The organism is Rahnella bruchi, from assembly GCF_003614975.1.
Lineage (GTDB): Bacteria > Pseudomonadota > Gammaproteobacteria > Enterobacterales > Enterobacteriaceae > Rahnella > Rahnella bruchi.
The window spans coordinates 39,476-61,456 of the sequence record NZ_QZWI01000014.1 but is presented as its reverse complement, the minus strand read 5'-3'; the positions used below and the strand labels follow the sequence as shown (position 1 = coordinate 61,456).

14 protein-coding genes are annotated in these 21,981 nt (G+C 55.5%); 8 read left to right on the top strand and 6 right to left on the bottom strand.

Annotated elements, in window-relative coordinates; translation table 11 throughout:
* Nucleotides 1-13 precede the first annotated feature (13 nt).
* From D5398_RS19770 to D5398_RS19760, 3 genes are read left to right on the top strand one after another with little or no spacing between them, the layout of a single operon-like run.
* On the top strand, nucleotides 14-1,267 hold the full coding sequence (locus D5398_RS19770; protein WP_120509155.1) for a TolC family protein: 1,254 nt from the start codon (nucleotides 14-16) through the stop codon (nucleotides 1,265-1,267).
* Complete coding sequence (locus D5398_RS19765) at nucleotides 1,267-2,508, top strand: efflux RND transporter periplasmic adaptor subunit (protein ID WP_120509154.1); 1,242 nt, start codon at nucleotides 1,267-1,269, stop codon at nucleotides 2,506-2,508. The genes D5398_RS19770 and D5398_RS19765 overlap by 1 nt, the downstream gene beginning before the upstream one ends.
* Entirely contained in the window at nucleotides 2,505-5,627 is a 3,123-nt protein-coding gene (locus D5398_RS19760) for an efflux RND transporter permease subunit (protein WP_120509153.1), read from the top strand. Before D5398_RS19765 ends, D5398_RS19760 begins: the two co-directional genes overlap by 4 nt.
* A 341-nt stretch (nucleotides 5,628-5,968) precedes the next feature.
* Here the strand turns inward: D5398_RS19760 and D5398_RS19755 are convergent, their stop codons facing one another.
* From D5398_RS19755 to D5398_RS19740, 4 genes are all read right to left on the bottom strand, one after another.
* A complete protein-coding gene (locus D5398_RS19755; protein WP_120509152.1) occupies nucleotides 5,969-8,392 on the bottom strand; it encodes a DUF3772 domain-containing protein in 2,424 nt (807 codons plus the stop codon).
* 149 nt (nucleotides 8,393-8,541) lie between these two features.
* Nucleotides 8,542-9,360 carry a hypothetical protein gene (locus D5398_RS19750; RefSeq protein ID WP_120509151.1) on the bottom strand — a complete coding sequence of 273 codons (819 nt, stop codon included), beginning with the start codon at nucleotides 9,358-9,360 and terminating at the stop codon, nucleotides 8,542-8,544.
* Nucleotides 9,361-9,382: 22 nt separating this feature from the next.
* Nucleotides 9,383-11,044: a multidrug ABC transporter permease/ATP-binding protein gene (locus D5398_RS19745; RefSeq protein ID WP_120509150.1), complete on the bottom strand. Its 1,662-nt coding sequence runs from the start codon at nucleotides 11,042-11,044 to the stop codon at nucleotides 9,383-9,385.
* 66 nt (nucleotides 11,045-11,110) lie between these two features.
* Nucleotides 11,111-12,511, bottom strand: a complete 1,401-nt coding sequence (locus D5398_RS19740; protein WP_120509149.1) for an MFS transporter — start codon at nucleotides 12,509-12,511, stop codon at nucleotides 11,111-11,113.
* A gap of 171 nt (nucleotides 12,512-12,682) precedes the next feature.
* On the opposite strand from D5398_RS19740, the gene D5398_RS19735 reads away from it, so the two are divergent.
* The 3 genes from D5398_RS19735 (at nucleotide 12,683) to hslJ (ending at nucleotide 15,519) form a co-directional block, all read left to right on the top strand.
* Nucleotides 12,683-13,627, top strand: a complete 945-nt coding sequence (locus tag D5398_RS19735; RefSeq protein ID WP_120509148.1) for a LysR substrate-binding domain-containing protein — start codon at nucleotides 12,683-12,685, stop codon at nucleotides 13,625-13,627.
* Nucleotides 13,627-14,913, top strand: coding sequence for a DUF445 domain-containing protein (locus D5398_RS19730; RefSeq protein WP_120509147.1), 1,287 nt, complete (start codon nucleotides 13,627-13,629; stop codon nucleotides 14,911-14,913). Before D5398_RS19735 ends, D5398_RS19730 begins: the two co-directional genes overlap by 1 nt.
* Nucleotides 14,914-15,096: 183 nt before the next feature.
* Entirely contained in the window at nucleotides 15,097-15,519 is a 423-nt protein-coding gene (hslJ, locus tag D5398_RS19725; protein WP_120509146.1) for a heat shock protein HslJ, read from the top strand.
* Nucleotides 15,520-15,575: 56 nt separating this feature from the next.
* Here the strand turns inward: hslJ and D5398_RS19720 are convergent, their stop codons facing one another.
* Nucleotides 15,576-15,857, bottom strand: coding sequence for a putative hemolysin (locus tag D5398_RS19720; RefSeq protein ID WP_120509145.1), 282 nt, complete (start codon nucleotides 15,855-15,857; stop codon nucleotides 15,576-15,578).
* A gap of 239 nt (nucleotides 15,858-16,096) precedes the next feature.
* Here D5398_RS19720 and D5398_RS19715 point away from each other — a divergent pair, with 239 nt between their 5' ends.
* Both D5398_RS19715 and nifJ read left to right on the top strand, forming a co-directional pair.
* The gene (locus D5398_RS19715) at nucleotides 16,097-16,753 is read left to right on the top strand and encodes an MgtC/SapB family protein (protein WP_120509144.1); all 657 of its coding nucleotides are present in this window, start codon (nucleotides 16,097-16,099) and stop codon (nucleotides 16,751-16,753) included.
* 241 nt (nucleotides 16,754-16,994) lie between these two features.
* Nucleotides 16,995-20,525, top strand: a complete 3,531-nt coding sequence (gene nifJ, locus D5398_RS19710; protein ID WP_120509143.1) for a pyruvate:ferredoxin (flavodoxin) oxidoreductase — start codon at nucleotides 16,995-16,997, stop codon at nucleotides 20,523-20,525.
* Between the two features lie 46 nt (nucleotides 20,526-20,571).
* Here nifJ and D5398_RS19705 read toward each other — a convergent pair whose 3' ends face one another.
* On the bottom strand, nucleotides 20,572-21,963 hold the full coding sequence (locus D5398_RS19705) for an MFS transporter (RefSeq protein WP_120509142.1): 1,392 nt from the start codon (nucleotides 21,961-21,963) through the stop codon (nucleotides 20,572-20,574).
* Nucleotides 21,964-21,981: the final 18 nt, after the last annotated feature.

The following is a 21,981-nucleotide window of genomic DNA, read 5'->3' as shown; positions in this document are numbered from 1 at the left end:
CGGGAGTTCCATCATGTTTAATTTACCGCGTCACCCGAGGGTGACGTGGCAATGGCTGCTGGCTTTTGTGCCGGTCAGCGCCTTTGCCACACCCGTCACTTTGCCGCAGGCGCTGGTCGCCGCACAGGATTATTCAGCCGAACTTTCTGCCAGCCGTCATCAGATTAACGCGCTGGATAACCGTGCCGATTCAGCAATGCAGCTGCCGGATCCGAAGCTGAAATTTGGTATCGAAAACCTGCCGGTCAGCGGCGGCAATACCGACCGTTTTACCCGTGAGGGTATGACGATGGAACGTATCGGCATCATGCAGGATTACGTCAGCAGCGATAAACGCGAGCGTAAAGCCGACACGTTCCGTGCTGAATCCCGTCAGGTCGCCGCCACCAGCCAGAGTATCCGGGCGCGTTTACAGCGCGACGCTGCGCTGGCCTGGATGGAACTGGCCATCGGTGAGCAAAACGTCAGCCAGATACAAAAACTGGTGGATGAGAGCTCTCGCCAGATTGGCGTTTCACGCGGCGGTGTCAGCAGCGGAAGTTCGCTGCCAGCTTCCGTACTGGATGCCCGGCTGACGCTTATCAGCATGCAGGACAAACTCACGCAGGCGGAACGTGATGTTCAGCTGGCGCGTACCCGTTTAAGCCAGCTGACCGGTATTGACCAGCCGCAGATCAACGGGGCGATCCCTGATGTCATCTCCCTGCCGCCTCAGGCTTCGCAGACAGGCAGCGTGGAGCAGCATCCTGAAATTATTCAGGCGCGGCGAGAGGCGGAAGTCGCGCAAGCAAAATCCTCGCAATCGGCGATTGCCGCACTGCCGGATGTCGGCGTTGAAGTGTATTACGCCCACCGTGCCGACAGTTATGAGGATCTGGCGGGTGTGATGTTTACCGTCGATCTGCCGCTGTTTACCGCGTCGCGTCAGGATAAAGATCACGCCGCCGATCAGTCGATGGCGATGGAAAGCAACGACCGGCTGGCGCAGCTGGTGCGTGACCATCAGGCGCAGCTGACCAGTTTGCTGGCGCAATACCAGTCCGCCAGCACGCTCTGGCAGCGGCAAAAAAATGACGTTATCCCGTTGCAGCGCCAGCGTATCAGCGTGATTCAGGCGCAGTACCGCGCCGGAAAAAGCAGCCTGAATGAAGTCCTCGAAGCGCGCCGCACCCTGCTGGACAGCCAGCTTGCCGAACGTAATGCCGAACTTGAGGCGGCCCGTTACTGGGTTGCCCTGCGCTATCTTGCGCCACAGGAGAATCAATAATGACGGGTACGAAAACTTACAGCCTGCTGGCTGTCGCCATCCTGGCCGCACTGGCTGCCGGATATGTCGCTGGCCGCCACAGCCAGCCCGCACCGGCACAGGCTTCTGTCACGCCCGCCGAACGCAAAGTGCTGTACTGGTATGATCCGATGACACCGGATCAGCGTTTCGATAAACCGGGTAAATCACCGTTTATGGATATGGATCTGATGCCGCGTTATGCCGATGAAGTGGCGGATGACGGCGGAGTCACGGTCAGCGCCCGCCAGCAGCAAAATCTCGGCATGCGCAGTGAAAAGGTGCAGCGTCGCATGTTAACCGCCCCGCTCAATGTTTATGGCACGGTCAGCGCCGATGAGCGCAGCCTGCGTACCGTTGCAGCGCGGGCGAACGGTTTAGTCGAAAAACTGTATGTCGCCGCCAGCCAGCAGCCGGTGAAAAAAGGTCAGAAACTGGCGACACTTTGGATACCCGACTGGACTGCCGCACAGCAGGAATATCTGGCGGTGCGTCAGCTGGGTGACCGCAATCTGACAGCCGCCGCCCGCCAGCGGCTGGCCTTGCAATTTATGCCGGAAGACATTCTGCGCAGCGTCGATAAAACCGGTCAGCCGCAAACCCGTATTACCGTTTCCGCGCCACAAGACGGTTATCTCAGCCAGCTTTTCGTGCGCGAAGGCGCGCAGGTCAGCGCCACTCAGCCGTTGTTCGAACTGACCAGCCTGAAACAGGTGTGGATCGTGATGGATTATCCGCCTTCCGCCGCCAGTGAGATTCAGACGGGCAGCAAGGTCACCGCCAGCGCCGACAGCCAGCCGGGTGAAACATTCCACGGCATGGTCAGTGAATTGCTGCCGGATGTCGATGCCGTCAGCCGCACGCTGAAAGCCCGCGTGGTGATGGATAATCCGCAGGAAAAACTGCGCCCCGGCATGTACCTGAATTTGTCACCGGACAACAGCATGCAGACGGCTGTTTTGGCAATACCGCAGGAAGCGCTGATCCAGACCGGCAGCCGCAATACCGTGTTGCTTGACGACGGCAACGGCCATTTTACGCCAAGGGCTGTCACCACCGGCGCAACGCGTGATGGCTGGACACAGGTGCTTTCCGGCCTCGAGGAAGGTCAGTCTGTTGTCACTTCTGGTCAGTTCCTCATTGATTCCGAAGCCAGCCTGCGCAGCGCGCTGCCTGTCCCCGCAACGCAACCGGACGCGCATCAGCACGGAGGTGATTTATGATTGCCGCCGTGATCCGCTGGTCGCTGAAAAACCGGCTGCTGGTGTTGCTTGCTGCGCTGATGATGGCGGGCTGGGGCATCTGGTCATTGCAGAAAGCCCCGCTAGACGCGCTGCCGGATCTCTCTGACGTACAGGTGATCGTGCGCGTGAGTTATCCGGGCAAAGCGCCGCAAATCATCGAAGATCAGGTTACGTATCCGCTGACCACCACACTGCTGTCGGTGCCCGGCGCGAAAACCGTGCGCGGCTTTTCGATGTTCGGCGATGCCTATGTTTATGTGCTGTTCGATGATGGTACCGATCCTTACTGGGCGCGCTCGCGCGTGCTGGAATATCTCAGTCAGGTGCAATCCTCGCTGCCTGCCGGTGCCAAAGCCTCGCTGGGGCCGGATGCCACCGGCGTCGGCTGGATTTATGAATATGCGCTGATCGACAAAACCGGCAAACACAGTCTCGAACAGCTGCGCGCCTTACAGGACTGGACGCTGCGTTATGACCTGAAAACCGTGCCGAATGTGTCTGAAGTTGCCAGCGTCGGCGGCATGGTGCGCCAGTATCAGGTGGTGGCGGATCCGCAGCGGATGCGCGCACGTGGCGTAACGCATCAGCAGTTAGTCAGCGCATTACAAAATGCCAATCAGGAAAGCAGCGGTTCGCTTCTGGAAATGGGCGAAGCCGAATACATGGTGCGCACTTCCGGCTATCTCAAAAGTCTGGAGGATTTCAACAATGTCGTGGTGACGGTGAACAGCGGCATTCCGGTTCTGCTTTCGGATGTCGCCACCGTGCGTACCGGGCCGGAACTGCGGCGCGGCGTGGCAGAACTCAACGGGGAAGGCGAAGTGGCGGGCGGCGTGATTGTTATGCGGTCGGGCAAAAACGCGCTGGAAACCCTGAAAGCGGTGAAAGTACGACTGAACGCCCTGGCCCGCACGCTGCCTGCGGGCGTTGAAATCGTACCGGTGTATGACCGACAGCCGCTGATTGAACATGCCGTCGAAACGCTGTCGCACAAACTGCTGGAAGAATTCGTGGTCGTGGCGGTGGTCTGCGCACTGTTCCTGTTCCACTTCCGCTCGGCGCTGGTGGCGATTATCACATTACCGCTCGGCATTCTCGGCGCGTTTATCGTCATGCATTATCAGGGGGTCAGCGCCAATATTATGTCCCTCGGCGGTATCGCGATTGCCATCGGGGCGATGGTCGATGCAGCGATTGTGATGATCGAGAATATGCATAAGGTGCTGGAGCAATGGCGGCACGATCATCCCGGTCAGCAGCCGACGTCTGCCGATTACTGGAAAGTGTCTGAGCGAGCGGCCACGGAAGTCGGGCCAGCGCTGTTTTGCAGTTTGCTGATCATCACCCTGTCGTTTATTCCGGTCTTTTCACTCGAGGCACAGGAAGGCCGGATGTTCTCCCCGCTGGCATTCACTAAAACCTACGCGATGGCGGTGTCTGCCGGGCTGGGGATTACGCTGGTACCGGTGCTGATGGGCTATTTTATTCGCGGAAAAATCCCCGATGAAAACGCCAGCCCGATCAACCGCTGGCTGATTGCCGTCTATCAGCCGGTGCTTACGGCGGTGCTGAAACACCCGAAAACCACGCTATTGTGCAGCGGCCTGTTTCTGCTGGTGTCGCTGTATCCGCTGGCCAAACTTGGCAGTGAATTCATGCCACCGCTCGATGAGGGCGATCTGCTGTATATGCCGTCGACGCTGCCGGGCATTTCCGCCCGTGAAGCCGCGCGGTTGTTGCAGCAAACCGACCGATTGATCAAAACCGTGCCGGAAGTCGCCAGCGTATTGGGTAAAGCCGGACGCGCCGACAGCGCCACTGACCCTGCGCCGCTGACCATGATCGAAACCACTATCCGCTTTAAACCCCGTGACCAGTGGCGGCCGGGCATGACGCCGGACACACTGGTGACCGAGCTGGATAACGCGGTGAAATTACCCGGCATCGCCAACGTCTGGGTGCCGCCTATCCGTAACCGCCTCGACATGCTGGCGACCGGTATCAAAAGTCCGGTCGGCATCAAGGTGAACGGCAATAACATCGCGCAAATAGAAGCCGTCGCGCAGCAGATTGAGCATATCGTGAAGCAGGTACCTGGCGTCACATCTGCGCTGGCAGAAAGGCTGGAGGGTGGCCGCTATGTCGATATTGATATCAACCGTCGCGAAGCGGCGCGTTACGGTGTCACGGTTGCCGAACTGCAATCCCTGGTCTCGACGCTGGTTGGCGGAGAAAATATCGGCGAGACACTGGAAGGCCGTGAGCGATATCCGATAAATCTGCGTTATCCACGTGAGCTGCGCGACAACGTTCAGGCGCTGCGTGATTTACCGGTGCTGACCGCTTCCGGCGCGCAGGTGCCGCTGTCTGCGCTGGCTTCGGTTAACGTCACCGATGGCCCGCCGATGCTGAAAAGTGAAAACGCCCGTTTGTCAGACTGGATCTATGTGGATTTACGCGGCCGCGATTTGAAATCTGCCGTCGAAGATATGCAGCAGGCGGTGAATCAGCAGGTGAAATTACCGGAAGGCGTCACGGTAAGCTGGTCAGGGCAATTCGAGTATCTGGAACGTGCCACGGCGAAACTGAAAATCGTACTGCCGGTGACGCTGCTGATCATCTTCGTGCTGTTGTACGTCACGTTCAGCAGCGTTGGGGATGCCCTGCTTATCATGGCGACGCTGCCGTTCGCCCTGACCGGCGGCGTCTGGCTGTTGTATCTGCTGAACTTCAATTTATCGGTCGCTGCCGCCGTCGGATTCATCGCCCTCGCGGGTGTCGCCGCCGAGTTCGGCGTGATCATGGTGCTGTATCTGAATCAGGCAGTGCAGCGCCAGCAAACCGCCGGTGATGAAATGACTGAAGCAGAACTGTGCGACGCCATTCATCACGGTGCTGTGCTGCGCGTGCGGCCAAAAGCCATGACCGTCGCCACCATTATGGCGGGTTTACTGCCGATAATGTGGGGCGGGGGAACCGGTTCAGAAGTGATGCAACGCATTGCCGCACCGATGATCGGCGGCATGGTGAGCGCCCCGTTGCTGTCGATGGTGGTGATCCCGGTGGTGTATTTGCTGGTGCACAGGAGGCGGAATTAGCACTTGCAGTGCAGGTTTGGTCGAGAAAATTTCGGTGTCTCAGTTGCACTGAAAGCTGATCGAGAAAATTTCGGTTTTTCATGTGCAGTGCTCACCTGACGCACTGCGCCGAAACCGCCCAAAGGAGGAAAGTGCTTTTCCTCCTTTGGATTCCTCCTCGCTTTTTCACTGCGCGCTCCGCTCGCTGGCCATGTTTCAGGTACCTCTGCGACAGGCTGGAAATCTTGCCGCTTCGCGGTGCCTTCATTCGGGATTGCATCCTCAGGTCTGCAACCTCTCATTCAGCAAGCTTTCTGAAACGCCCGCATGATCTTAAATTCAACGGCAGAATGTTTTTATCTTTACTCCTCCACCGGAACAACCCTCTCCACCGGTTTTTCCAAAATCATCGTCTGCGTCTGGCTCAGACTGATCCCCGCTGCGCGCAGCATTTTGAGGATTTCATACAGCAAATCACTGCGCGTGCCGCTGACCATGCGCGGGCTGTTTACGTAGCCCGTCACGCTCAGCACAATCCCTGTCGGCCCCAGCTCTTTGAAACTCACCGACGCCGGTGGATTTTCCAAAATGGCTTCATGCAGATTGTAGGCTTCCAGCAGCAATGTCTTCACCTGTTCCGGATCGATATCCAGCGGGAAAGTCAGCGCGATAGTCGCCACGCCCTGCGCGTTACCCATGGTGGCGTTACGCACGTTCTGCGAAATCAGCTGGGAGTTCGGCACAATCACGGTGGATTTATCGCTCAGCTGAATTTCTGTAGCGCGGACATTTATACGACGTATGTCCCCTTCTACACCGCTGATACTGATCAAGTCGCCCACTTTCACAGGGCGCTCAGTCAACAGGATAAGACCGGAGATAAAGTTCTTCACAATCTCCTGCAAACCAAAACCGATACCGACCGACAACGCACTGACGATCCACGCCAGTTTGTTCCACTCAATCCCCAGCGACGACAGCGTCAGCAGAATGATCAGCACGTAGCCCACATTGGTGAACAGCGTCACCAGCGAGGCTCTCATACCGCGGTCCATCATGGTTTTTGGCAGGAAATCATTGTCCAGCCAGCGGCGCGCGGAGCGCAGAATATACCAGCCAACCACCAGACACAGCACCGCGTTAACCGCGTGCGCCGGAATGATGTTCATGCTTTCCAGGCCCTTTCCGCCCCAGATATCCACGATTTTCGCCAGCAATTCCAGCGGCGTTGTCGTCCCGAACGTACCGTTTAGCAGCGCGACGGCAGCCATCAGCAGCAGCGCGGTTTTGCCAATTGCCGAGAATAATGTCGCGGCCAGAGACAGATGGCGGTCATTAACGCTCAGCGTGCCTTTAAGGATTTTGCCGCTGTGCGTGGTCGGGGAAAACACGCTTTCACACAGATCAACCACAAAGTGGATCAGCAGATACAGGCAGCAGACCACCAGACCAATCCACAGCAGTTCGAAGGTCACGAATCGCGCCAGCGGAATGTAACCGATCAGCAGCGCCATCAAAATGACAAACGCCGTCAGGCTGATCACCAGATGGATAAGCCCTGCCAGCGTGGAACGCGCTTCGGTCTGCTCACCATCGGCTTTCATTTTACGACGCATCCGGTTCACGCGAACCGGCGCAATCAGGCAGTTGAGCGCCACCAGTAACGCCGCGAGTCCGTTACCAAATAACGTAGCGGCAACGCTGGCACCGACCAGATTATTCAGCTGTTCGATGATACCAAACAGGAAGATAAAGCCCGCCAGCAAGATCGGGAACGACGCCAGCGTTTTAGCCAGCGGATCCGCAATCCCCGGCAGACGCCAGGACGGATGATTGTTCGACAGCAGCGCAATGCCCAGACCGGCAATCACCGCCGAGAAATAAGTCAGCTCGACCAGTTGTCCGGCAAACTCAATCACCCACGGCGACGTATCCGGCAGGCGGGTGAAAATATAGCCCAGCAGCTGAACGCTGATCCCAAGGGTTAACGTGGTGCTTAGCGTGGTGAAACAGGCCAGGAAACTACGCCGGAAACGCCCCTGCGGCAGCCAGCGAGGCAGGATCCAGTTCATCGGTTTATCCAGCAGATATCGCCCCGCCAGACCAATCACCAGCGCCAGCAGCAGGTAAATTGCGGTACCAATACGCCAGTCGACATCCCAGGCCTGGTTCCAGGCATCTTTAACCTGGGAACCAAAATCATCGAAACGCGCCGCATCATTATCATTTGGAGTAATAAGCGGTGCCCAGAAATTCCCGCCAAGAATACTGCCGGTATTGAGCGCAATCTGGGTTTTCAGCGCGTCACGGCGTAAGCCTAAAATCTGCGAGGAAAGGTTACGTGCGCCCACACCAATGGCTTTGGTCTGCTCAATTTGGGTGGTCAGCAGGGTTTTGCTGTTATTGAGCTTGCTACGCTGGCTGATAACCTGCGGAGTTTCCGTCAGGGTGCCCGGCGCAGGTGCCGGTCCCAGCACGTCAAGCTGTGCCTGAACCTGCGTCAGCTGCGGTTCCAGCGCCACGGTCAGCTTGTCGGCGTCATCGGCCAGTTTGATGGCCTCATCGCTCAGACCGGTAAATTTCTTGTCGGATTTAGCCGCAGAAACCTGCTGTTTTAGCGAATCCAGACGTTTTTGTAACGCCGGTAAAGCCGTGCTGGCATTCACTTTAACCGGTTGTTCAGCCGCGGGCTGACCGGTGCTATCGTCCGCGTAACTCAGTACCGGCGTCAGAAATACACATGACAACAATGCCAGCAACAACGGCACTCTTAACATTTTTTGCATAGAAGGATGGTTCCGGGAGCTCGAAAAGTTATTGTTTTAGAAAAGCGGGAGAAGAATACTCTTTCTTATTAAGAAGAATAGTAGGGATTGTCTGTTTGTTTAACTGTATGAAAGCGGACAGCCCGCAGAAGAGGCTGCCCGTGTTCAGATCAGTCTTTTTTGCCCAGCATCTGGCGCAGGATCGCCGCGGAATCCGCTGGCTGAAGCGCCAGAATTCCTGAATACAGGCTGATGGAAATTTCACAGACTTTTTCCCGATCGACATCCGGTTTGGTCAGATCACTGAACATCTGCAATTGCTCGCCATACATATTCGCCAGCGCCTCGCGCACTGGTGCCATCATCTGCACCACTTTTTCGGTGCTGACGGCCTCAGGTTGGGCGGTCTGCCCGTTGCCGGTCGCCAGCAGGAGATCGTTCATGGTATTGAGATCTTTCTGGAACAGTTCCGCAGGCAGAACCTGTGCGGTGTTAATGCCACCGCTAACCTGCGGGTAAAGGAATTTAAAGCAGCTGCCGTCTTTGCGCGCCTGCAACGTCTGCATCTCTTCCAGATTGACCTGCATCGCCTCGTTCACATTGGCGTCCGGCGCGTGGGTGATACGCTGCGAAAGCAATACGGACACCATCGGTTTCACGGTGTCGATCGCTTCCTGCTGCGTCTTGCCCTCTTTCTTCATGTTCAGAATATTGCTGCGGATCTGCGTGTACAGCGCCGGTTCCTGCATTTTGATGGTGTTATACAGTGGCAGGGCTTCCAGCGCCTGATCAATTTTCTGCTCTTCGTCTGCTCCGGCAATACGCGGTTTGATTACCCCGCCCCATAAAATATTGCCGCCGACTATCAGCACCAGGAACAAAATTACGGCCGGGATACGCCCGATTTTGCCTTTTTTGTGTAATGCCCCAAGCAGCGAGCCCACAACCACGCCACTGATGCCCCACACCATCACTTCTGTCCAGTTCATTATCCGTTGCCTTCAGAAAAAATTAATGACGTCCAATTTGTGCGACCGCATCACGGCTGGCATCAATACGCGCCTGCCCGTGCAGTTCTGTCAGTTTGCCCGTCCGCATTTCCAGCAGGCGGTCAGCGTGTTCAAAATAGTGATCATCGTGACTGATTGCCAGCACGGTTTTCCCCATATCACGCAATTGTGGCAACAGCTCACGATAGAACGTCCGGCGAAATTGCGGATCCTGATCGGCGGCCCATTCGTCGAGCAACAGGAAATCACGCCCTTCCGCCGCCGCCAGCAGCAGCGCCACGCGCTTGCGCTGCCCCTGGGACAATTGCAGGTTGGTGACTTCGTTGCCGCTGAACTGGAGTTTTTCTTTCATTTTCAGACGTTGCAACCAGTCTTCCACAACCTGCGGATCCGGTTGCCCGCCCAGTGGGCCGATCAGCTGACCAAACAGGTGGAAATCGGTAAACACTGCCGAGAAAATCTGGCGATACTGTTCGGCATTTTCTGCGGTGACCGGCACGCCGTCGAGCAGGATCTGCCCGGAACGCGGCTGATATAAACCGGTCAGTAACATGGCCATCGTGGATTTTCCGCTGCCGTTGCCGCCAATCAGGAAGACCAGTTCGCCACGGGTGATGGTCAGGTTCAGCGGGCCGACGCCAAAACCCGCGCCCTCTGCTTTGCCTTCATAGCTGAACACCAGATCGCGTAACTCCAGCGTCTGCCAGGCTTTTGCCGCCACAGCAGGCGTAAACGCTTCGTTGTATTCGGCCAGTTTCAGCGATTTCAGTTTGCCAAACGCCACCTGGGCGCTGAGCAGCGTCGGCAGCGCACCGACCGCCTGCAACATCGGTGTGCGCAGGAACAGCAGCGTCAGGGAATACGTCGCCGCCACTTCAGTATTGGACCACCCCATGCCGTTGGCCATAAAGAACACCAGGCCGATAGCACCCAGCATCATGATATTCGACCAGTTCACGGCACTCAGGTGGAAGGTATCGGCGCGGATAATATGGTGGCGGTATTCTTCGGCATCTTTACGGTAAACCTCGTCAAACAAATGACGCGCCCGCTCGCGGTTCAGCGCCAGCTCTTTGCGTCCTTCGATCACTTTCTGATAATCGGTTTGCAGCTTGTCTTCCGCGTCGCGCACTTTCGCCAGATGGCGGTAAACATGTGACACTAACTTAAAGCCGCCAAAGATAGTGATCACCAGCCAGATAACCGTCACCAGCAGCATTTCCGGCGACAGCCACGCCAGATATCCGGCGCAACCGATGGTCAGGATAATTCCCTGCACCAGTTCCGGCAGGCGCACGAACGCCAGCGTGATATTGCGGATGTCGCTGCCCAGACTGGCAAGCAGTTGCGCGTTACCGATCTGCTCGATGCGCTCGATATCGGTATCTAAAATACGTTTGATGAATTGTCCGCGCAGGCGGTAAATGAAGTGGTGTCCGAGCACGGTCAGGGCCAGCTGAGAGCCTAATGTCACGGCCATCAGCAGCAGTAACAGGCCGAGAAATTCCGGCAAAACGATTAAGGAAGCCTGCGTGGTTTCAATCAGTTTCAGATTGATAAACGCGATCAGACCTATGCCCAGAACGGCGCTGAGCAAACTCAGCGCCATCACACCTAAAAACGGCCAACGGTATTGCTTAAAAACGACGCGTAACAACTCCATGAATTTTTCTCGTTCTGAATGCAGGAAAATGATGCTGCACGCAGTTTAATGACACCTCTTGTCATATCAAGAACAATTCTCATTTTCCCTGTTATCCGGTCTTATGACCATGCGCTCAAACTTCCCGGCTACCACCAGATAACCGAACATGCCGAGTAAACCGTGCGCACCGACAAACCACAGCGCCAGGTTAAAGGAACCGGTCGCCGCGACGATATAGCCGATGACCACCGGCGTGATAATCCCCGCGACGTTGCCCAGACAGTTAAACACCCCGCCACTCAGGCCGATCATTTTCTCCGGCGCGGTATCGGACATCACCGCCCAGCCAATCGCGGACAGGCCCTTGCCGAAGAACGCCAGCGTCATCAGCGCAACTACCGCCGCATCGGTGGAAACAAAGTTCGCCATCGCCAGCATGGCGGCGAAAAACATGCCCAGAACAAACGGCGTTTTGCGCGCTTTCGACGGACTGACCCCGCGACGGATCATGTAATCCGACATCACGCCACCGAGGACCCCGCCGGTAAATCCGCAAATCGCCGGTAACGCGACCACCCAGCCCGCCTGCATGACCGTCATCCCTCGCCCCTTGATCAGATAAATCGGGAACCAGGTCATGAAGAAGTAACTCATTGAGGTAATGCAGTACTGACCGATGTAAATGCCCCACAGTGTGCGGCTCTGGAACAGTTGCATCACTTCGCGGAAGGTAAATTTCTGGCGCGAGGCGCGGCGGTTTAGTTCGAGATCGACCAGCGCGCCGTTGGCACGGATATGTTCCAGTTCGGCAGGTTTAATATGCGGACTGCTGTGCGGCTCTTTATAGAATGCGAACCATAAAATCCCGGCGAACAGCCCGACCGCGCCCATCCACAGGAAAACATGTTCCCAGCCGAGCGCGTGAGTCAGCCACGCCATAATCGGCGTGAAAACACCAATCGCCATGTACTGCGCGGAGTTAAACAGTGACGTTGCCGTGCCGCGTTCGTTGGTCGGGAACCAGCAGGCGACAATCCGCGCATTGGCGGGGAATGCCGGAGACTCCACCAGTCCGAGCATAAAACGCAGGAAAAACAGCATAATGGCCGCCGAAATACCGCTCACGCCGAACCAGCCGACGGTGCCCTGCAACATCGTGAAAACTGACCACAGGATCAGGCTACAACCGTATACCCGTCGTGCTCCGAATTTATCCAGCAGCCAGCCGCCGGGGATTTGGCCGATCATGTACGCCCAGGCAAAGGCTGAGAAAACCATGCCGAGCATGACCGGATCGAGGCTCAGCACCCGTGACACTTCGGTTCCGGCTATCGACAGCGTGGCGCGGTCGGCGTAATTAATCACCGTGATGGCAAAAATCATTCCGAGCACCACGTAACGGAAGTGACCCGGTTTCGCCGCTTCTGCTGCCGATTCGTGGACCAGCGATTTGGCGTTATCTGACACATCTGTAGGGGACGTCATGTTTTCTCTCCAGACTTATGATTGCATTCCCTGCTTTTTGTGACCGGATGCACAGTTTCTGCGGTTTCGGTCACGCCATTCAGATCTAAAAAATCCAAATTAATTAACAGAGTAGAAACATTTGACGATACGGTCTAAGTTAAAAAGACAATGGAACAAGTCAAAAATTGAATGATTGAATTAAACCAGTTGCGCTGTTTTGTGGCGGTCGCAGAGGAATTACATTTTGGCCGCGCGGCGAAAAGATTGTTTATGACGCAGCCTCCGCTGAGCCGGCAGATTCAGTTACTTGAGCATGCGCTGGGTGCCTGTTTGCTGGAAAGAACCAACCGGCATGTCAGCCTGACCGCCTCAGGAAAGACGTTTTTGCGCGATGCAAAACTGATCCTCGAATTCACCGGCCAGGCGCAGGAAACCGTAAAACGCGTCGAGAAAGGCGAGATCGGGCGACTGATGGTCGGGTTCACGGCGGTCAGCGGTTACTGGCAAATCCCGCAGATTATCGCCCTGGCGGCGCAGGAGTTACCCGAAATCACGCTGGTGCTCAAAGAAATGGTGTCGTCTGCGCAATTGCAGGCGCTGGCGGCGCGCACGCTGGATATCGGCTTTGTCCGCCAGCCGGTGGCGTTATTTCCGCTGGCCTACCAGTGCGTGCTGCGGGAACCGTTATGTGTGGCATTGCCCGTTTCGTCGCCGCTGACAGCCAGACCGCGACTCCGTCTGCGCGACTTTGCCGGGCAACCTTTCATCATGTATTCCGCCACCGAAGGGAAATACTTTTACGACTGTGTGGCCGGACTGTTTGCGCAGGCCAACGTCGTGCCGCACTACGTACAACATTGCAGCCAGACCCACACCATTCTCGGGCTGGTACGCGCCGGTATCGGGCTGGCGATCGTGCCCGAAAGCGCCCGCCAGCTGGGGTTTCCTGATGTTGAATTCCGCCCGCTCAGTCACCCCGATGCATTTGCCGAAATCTACATGGCCTGGCGGCAGGACGGCGAAACTCCGGCACTGGCCGCCTTCCGCCAGCTGGTGACGACGCACAGCACCGCCGGTGGCGCTGTCGCAAGAAAAAAGCTGACAGGCCGCCGCGCGCTTCCTAAACTGAGGTAATGGATAAAGAACAAGAACTTCGCCGAAGTAAACGTAACGCGCTCGGGCTGCTGCTGATTGCCGCCGCCCTGTTTGTCATCACCCTTTTCCTGTCACCCAACTTCTGGGTTTCCGGACTGAAAGCCATTTCCGAAGCCGCGATGGTCGGCGCGATGGCCGACTGGTTCGCCGTCGTGGCGCTTTTCCGCCGCGTGCCGGTGCCGTTCGTGGCCTCGCATACGGCGATCATTCCTAAAAACAAAGACAAAATTGCCGACAATCTGGCGGTCTTCGTGCAGGAGAAATTCCTCGCGCCCGCGACGCTTATCACACTTATCCGCCAGCACGATCCGGCTCGCATGCTGACAGACTGGCTGAATGCGCCGGATAATGCGCAGCGGTTTGCGAAATATGCCGTGAAGATGATCCGTGGATTTCTGGATGTCACTGACGATCAGCGTATTGCCCAGCTCATCCGTCGCGCGCTGTACCGCGTGATCGACAAAATCGATTTATCGGCCTCAATAGCCACGCTGCTGGAAAGCCTGACCAAAAACGGACGTCATCAGGAACTGCTGGATCAGGCCATGGATCAGCTGGAAATCTTGCTGGCGAAAGACAGCACGCGACAGTTTATTTCCGCGCAGATTGTCGGCTGGATGAAGCGAGAACATCCGCTGACGGCCAAATTGCTGCCCACCGGCTGGCTGGGACGCAACGGCGCGGATCTGGTTTCCAATGCAGTGAATTCCGTCCTCGACGATATGGGCAACGACAAAACCCACGCCTTCCGCAAAGGCTTTGACCGCTCGGTGCAGAACTTTATCTGGAAGCTGCAAAACGACCCGGCGACCGCGCAGAAAGCCGAAGACATCAAGCAGTACCTGAAAGATGACGAGAAGCTCAACGCTTATGTCCTGCAACTGTGGGGCGATATGCGCAACTGGCTGAAAGAGGATCTGGAAAGTGAAGATTCGCGGGTTTTCGCCAAAGTGACCGAGTCCGGGCAATGGCTGGGCAATGCGCTGGCGCAGGATGAAAAACTGCGTATCTCGCTTAACCAGCAGATGGAAACTATCGCGGAAAAAGTCGCGCCGGAATTCGCAGAGTTCCTGACCCGCCATATCAGCGATACGGTGAAAGGCTGGGATCCGCGTGATATGTCGCGGCAAATTGAACTCAATATCGGCAAGGATTTACAGTTTATCCGCATCAACGGCACGCTGGTCGGTGCATTTATCGGTCTGGCGCTGTATCTGCTTTCGCAATTACCGGTGGCGATCCCGTGGGTGATGGCGAGGATTTAATTCATTTTGTTTTAATCTGGAGTTAGCCTTTAATACCCCACACCAACCCTCCCCTTCGCACGGGGGGAGTTAAGGGCTTAAAATCCTCACCCATTCACGCTATAATACGCCAACAAAAACCGCATAAGTCAGTCGAATGTATCGGCATGGCGAGTGCTAAAGGAATATTTCTCAGGAGAGAAGATGAAGAAGTCACTGTTTATTCTGGCCGCCGCGATGACTCTGGGTGCTTGCAGCATGAATCAGAACACCACCGTAAAACAAAACGACCTGCAACATCATCGGTTTGAATTGCTGAGTGTTGATGGTCAGACGGTTCCTGCCGCGCAGGGGCGTATTCCGGAAATCGAATTCGGCTCCAATATGCATGTCTCAGGCAAAATGTGTAACAACTTCATGGGTCAGGGCCAGCTGCAAAACAACGTGCTGACCGTGAAAGGTCTGGCGTCCACCATGATGATGTGCCCGGATGAAAATCTGAACAAATGGGATCACGTGATCAGCGACGTTCTTAATAACGGCGCAGCCGTGACCTTACAGGATCACAAACTGACCCTGACGCAGGGCAAACACCAGCTGGTATATCGTCTGAAAGACCGTATGTAGCCGCAGGCATGCAGTAGCGTGAATGCAAAAACGCCAAACTTCAGTTTGGCGTTTTATCAGGCTTTACAGAGTCCCTGCATCAGCGCGCCTTCAGAGCACTGACGTCCGTTAGACATCGAACACATGCCGACACGACTGCCATCAAGCTGCGGTGCCATACGTAACTGGCCTCCCGCCATGGAACAGGCTGCATAAGCCGGGCTGTCCATATTAACGGTGCGCTGTCCGATATTAACGCTGTTGCCTTTTTGCACAACATCAGCCGAATCGTCGTGGCTGCTGCATGCGGCTAACACCAGCACACCCGCGGCCAGTAACACGCGAAACGCAGTGATCATCTGTCCTGCTCCTGAATATGACGGGGAATTTTTTCGAATCGCCATCATATCCGACGTTTTTCATCGCCGTCGAGCCCTCCGGAGAAATAACATCAACTTTTTCCTAAAAAAATGGTGTATTTAAACACTCAGACACATTTTATTCCGCCCGGTTATTTCTTTGGCTAATAAAATTAACTGTTATTAACCTCTTTTCCGTCTACATAAACTGGAAAATATAATGATCAAGGAGCTCTATTATGCTGACAGATTTTCTCCTGAGAATTGCCCTCGCCGGTGCGCTGGGGGGATTAATCGGGATTGAGCGCCAGTTACGCGCCAAAGAAGCCGGGCTGCGCACCCATATTCTGGTGGGTATCGGCAGTGCGATGTTTATGATTGTGTCGAAATACGGTTTCTCCGATATCCTGATGCAAACCCATGTGAGCTTCGACCCCAGCCGTGTCGCCGCGCAGGTCGTAAGCGGGATGGGTTTCCTTGGTGCCGGTACCATCATTATTCAAAAACAGATCGTGAAAGGTTTAACCACTGCCGCCGGTTTGTGGGTGACCGCCGCGATTGGTCTGGTGATTGGTAGCGGGCTGTATGAGATAGGCATTTATGGCGCGTTTATGACCTTAATTGTGCTGGAAGTGTTTCGCCAGATCAGCAACCACTGGGTCGGCCATCATCATTTAATTGAAATACGCCTGATGCCGGAAAGCGTGCCCGTCGTGTTATTAGCATTGCAGAAAATGCGTATTCGCCCAGGTCATATCAAAGTGAATCAGCGCGATGAAGATGAAAGCAAATGTGAACTGGTTCTGGATGTGATCCTGAGACCGAAACAAAGCGTGGATAAATTGTACGAGGCGCTGATGTCGGTGAAGGGAATAAAGCGTATCGATATTAATTAGGCTCCGTTTCATTTCCTCCCTTCTCTATTTGGTCGCTGCTGATGATGTGTTTTCCGGCAGCGGCTAATAATAATCCTGAAGCCATTGATTATTGAGTAACCACTTCAAAAATCAGGCGAAATAGCCTTGCACACAATCAGGATAAATCGATTAATCCGCCCTCTGCTAAGCTTTTAACATTCTTGCCAGCAAAACGAATTTTCTGCTGGCCGCTATTGTGAGCAACGCAAAAGGGTATTCCATGATCACCACTGACGGTAATAACGCAGTCGCTTCCGTGGCTTATCGCACCAACGAAGTCATTGCCATCTACCCGATCACACCCAGTTCCACCATGGCCGAAATTGCCGGTGCGTGGTCAGGCGAAGGGAAGCAAAATCTCTGGGGCGACGTCCCGACGGTAATGGAAATGCAGTCCGAAGCAGGCGCGATTTCTACCGCCCACGGCGCACTGCAGACCGGTGCCTTATCGACCTCGTTTACCTCGTCGCAGGGTCTGTTACTGATGATCCCGACGCTGTACAAACTGGCCGGTGAACTGACGCCGTTCGTACTGCATGTCGCGGCGCGCACCGTGGCAACCCACGCGCTGTCGATTTTTGGCGATCATTCCGATGTGATGGCCGTGCGCCAGACCGGTTGCGCCCTGCTCTCTGCTGCCAGCGTGCAGGAAGCGCAGGATTTCGCGCTGATTTCTCAGGTCGCCAGCCTCAACAGCCGCGTGCCGTTTATCCATTTCTTCGACGGTTTCCGCACCTCGCACGAAATCAACAAAATTGCCCCGCTGAGCGATGACACGCTCCAGCAGATGCTACCGCAGGCACAAATTGACGCACATCGCGCCCGCGCGCTTTCGCCGGACCATCCGGTGATCCGCGGGACTTCTGCGAATCCGGATACCTATTTCCAGTCGCGCGAAGCCACCAATCCTTATTACAACGCCACCTGCCAGCACGTTATCGACGCGATGAATGCGTTTGCTGCCCTGACAGGCCGCGAATATCAACCGTTCGAATATGTCGGCGACCCGCAGGCCGAACGCGTGATCGTGCTGATGGGTTCCGGGATCGGCACCACAGAAGAAGTGATTGAAGCCCTGAACGCGCGCGGCGAGAAAGTCGGCGTGCTGAAAGTGCGTTTGTACCGTCCGTTCAGCGCGGAACATATGTTGTCCGTGCTGCCACAAACGGTGAAAAGTCTTGCGGTACTCGATCGCACCAAAGAACCGGGCGCGCTGGCTGAACCGTTATACCTCGACGTAATGACCGCGCTGGCGGAAGCCTATTCCCGTGGCGAACGCGATTCGCTGCCGAAAGTCACCGGCGGACGTTACGGATTATCTTCGAAAGAATTCGGCCCAGACTGCGTGATGTCGATATTTCGCGAACTGTCGCTCAGCCAGCCACGTCCGCGCTTCACCGTCGGTATTTATGACGACGTGACCGGTCTTTCGCTGCCGGTAGTGGAAGAAGATTTACCGCAGCATGCCTCGCTCGAAGCCCTGTTCTACGGACTGGGCAGCGACGGTTCGGTTTCGGCCACCAAAAACAACATTAAAATCATCGGTAACAGCACGCCGATGTATGCGCAGGGTTATTTCGTTTACGACTCGAAGAAGGCCGGTGGCCTGACGGTGTCGCATCTGCGCGTCAGCGAAAAGCCGATCAAATCCGCTTATCTGGTCAGTCAGGCGCATTTTGTCGCCTGTCATCAGTGGCAGTTTATCGATTTGTATCAGATGGCAGAACGCCTGCGTCCTGGCGGCATTTTTCTGCTCAATACCCCCTTCAGCGCCGATGAAGTCTGGGCACGTTTACCGCTGGAAGTTCAGGCGACGCTTATCCAGCGCGAAGCTCGTTTCTATGTCATCAACGCTGCAAAAATTGCCCGCGAATGCAAGCTGGGCGCGCGCATTAACACCGTCATGCAGATGGCATTCTTCCACCTGACGCAGATCCTGCCGGGTGAACAGGCACTTGCCGAATTGCAGGGCGCGATTGCGCGTAGCTACAGCAGCAAAGGCGAAGAAATCGTCACCCGCAACTGGATGGCGCTGGCCGCCACGCTGGAAGAACTGGTTTCTGTGCCGTTACAGGCGATCCCTGAAAATCCACGCAAACGGCCACCGATTGTGTCCGACGCCGCGCCGGACTTCGTCAAAACTGTTACTGCCACCATGCTGGCCGGACTTGGCGATGCCCTGCCGGTTTCCGCGTTCCCGCCGGACGGCACCTGGCCGACGGGCACCACGCAATGGGAAAAACGCAACATTGCCGAAGAAGTGCCGATCTGGAAGCCGGATTTGTGTACCCAGTGCAACCACTGCGTTGCGGCCTGTCCGCATTCCGCTATCCGCGCCAAAGTGGTTCAGCCGGAGTTTATGGAAGACGCGCCGTCTGCCCTGCAATCGCTGGATGTGAAATCCCGCGATATGCGTGGCCAGAAATACGTGTTGCAGGTCGCGCCGGAAGACTGCACCGGCTGTAATTTGTGCGTGGAAGTCTGTCCGGCAAAAGATCGTCAGGATCCGTCCATCAAAGCCATTAACATGGCCGACCGCATCGAACATCTTGAAGAAGAACGCGCCAATTATGACTTCTTCCTCAAACTGCCGGAAATCGATAAAACCACGCTGGAACGTATCGATATCCGCACGTCTCAGCTGATCACCCCGCTGTTCGAATATTCCGGTGCCTGTTCCGGCTGTGGCGAAACGCCTTACATCAAGCTGCTGACCCAGCTGTACGGCGACCGTTTACTGATTGCTAACGCCACCGGTTGTTCGTCGATTTATGGCGGCAATTTGCCATCAACGCCTTATACCACCAATGCCGATGGCCGTGGTCCGGCCTGGGCAAACTCGCTGTTTGAAGATAACGCCGAATTCGGGCTGGGCTTCCGTCTGACCGTCGATCAGCATCGCCGCCGCGTGCTGCGTCTGGTCGCGTCGCTGGAAGAACATATTCCCGCCGATCTGTTAGGTGGCCTGCGTGATGAAACGTCCACGCCGGAAGTGAAGCGTGAGCACGTCACAGCGCTGCGTAAAATTCTGGCTGACATCGACACGCCTGACGCCCGCCAGCTGGCAACGGATGCCGATTATCTGGTGGATAAATCCATCTGGCTGATTGGTGGCGACGGCTGGGCGTATGACATTGGTTTCGGTGGGCTGGATCACGTGCTGAGCCTGACGGAAAACGTCAACGTGCTGGTGCTGGATACCCAGTGTTATTCCAACACCGGCGGCCAGCAGTCGAAAGCGACGCCGCTGGGTGCGGTGACGAAATTTGCCGAACAAGGCAAACGGAAATCGCGTAAGGATCTGGGTGTCAGCATGATGATGTACGGTCATGTGTATGTGGCGCAGATTTCGCTGGGCGCGCAGCTTAACCAGACGGTCAAGGCCATTCAGGAAGCCGAAGCCTATCCGGGGCCGTCGCTGATTATCGCGTACAGCCCGTGCGAGGAACACGGTTACGACCTGGCGCTCAGTCACGACCAGATGAAACAGCTGACCACCACCGGTTTCTGGCCGCTGTACCGTTTCGATCCGCGCCGTGTGGAAGAAGGCAAACCGGCGCTGGCGCTGGATTCAAGGCCGCCGTCCAGTGGTCTGACGGATACACTCAACAATGAGCAGCGTTTCCGTCGCCTGAATTCCCAGCAGCCGGAAGTCGCTGAAATGTTGTATGCCGCGGCAGAGAAAGAGTTGCAACAGAAGTATGATTTTCTGGCGATGTTAGCGGGGAAAAAAGCGGAACCCGAGTCTTAAGTCCGGAGAAATCCCTCCCCCTTCGCGGGGGAGGAGCCAGAAAAAATCACACCTCTAACGGCCTGCCTTCGCCCTGCGGAGGTTCTTCAAAGATTTCACCCGATTTGCGGCGCTGCTCGAGTATCGCCAGCACTTCAGCATGTTTGTCTTCAGTGAAATCGAAGAACCACATGAAGCCGATGCGGATAAGTGAACCGACTGCCGGTAACAGGCTGATGCCAAAGAATAAACCGTTGAGCACGCTTTCGGTCTGATGCGCGGCCTGCGGGACATAATGGATCGCCGTGAGGAAAATCCCTACCAGCCCGCCACCGACGGCGACTGACATTTTACCGGTGAACGTCTGGCCGGAGAACGTTATCGCCGCGCAGCGTTTGTTGGTTTTGTATTCAGCATATTCGATGGTGTCGACGATCATCGCCGAGGTGAACAGATTGCTCATCATCACGAATACCGTACTCAGCCCGAGCAGAATAAACAGCCAGGTGAGATTGTGATATCCGCTGAACCACAGGACAATTCGCACCACGATATCCAGAATACACAGCGCAATAAACAGTGTTCTCTTTTTATAACGACGGGTTAATAACGGCGCAGTCAGGCAGGCAATCGCCGCCAGAATACCCATAACACCAATGGCCGCCTGCAATGCCCCGTCACCCATATTATAAATAAAGAAATAGATGTAAATACCGTTGGCAATATTATGCAGCACGCAGAAAAAGAACGAGGCCAAGACAAAAAATAAAGGCCGGTTATTTTTAAGGTTATGAAAAGTATCCCGCATAGTCACTTTTTCAGTGCTTGGCGGCACACGTTCTTTGACATGCCAGAAGCCGTTGAGCATCAGCAACAGCCCAACGATCATCATCACCACTGTCGCCATAAAGTACCCGTGGTCATTCGAACCCGGTGCAAAGAAGGCCGTCAGACGTGGGAAGAAAATCGAGGCACAGGCAATCCCGGCATTGACGCCCAGCACAGCGGCGGTCACGGCCTTGGTGCGCTCTTTGGGTTCAGAACTCATTACTGAGCTCATCGACCAGAACGGAATATCGGAGATAGCGTACAACGTTCCCCACAAAATATAAGTCCCGCCGGCATAGAGTATTTTAGTCCCCATCGGCGCATCAATATTATGGAACGAGGCAAGCGTCACCAGCGTAATAAGAAATGGCGCCAGTAACATGAAATGACGGAATTTCCCGAAGCGGGTCTGGATGGTATCCATCACGCTGGCAAATAACGGATCGTGTATTGCGTCCCACGCGCGGGCGACCAGAAATATAGTACTGGCCGCCAGTGCCGAAATCCCCAAAACATCAGTATAAAAATAGTTAATAAATGAACCCACTAATCCGAAACTGAAGCACTGCCCCAGCCCGTAACCAAAATATGACCACAATTCCCGTGAAGGGATTTTCATTGAAATCGTCATGTTTTATCGCCTCGCACG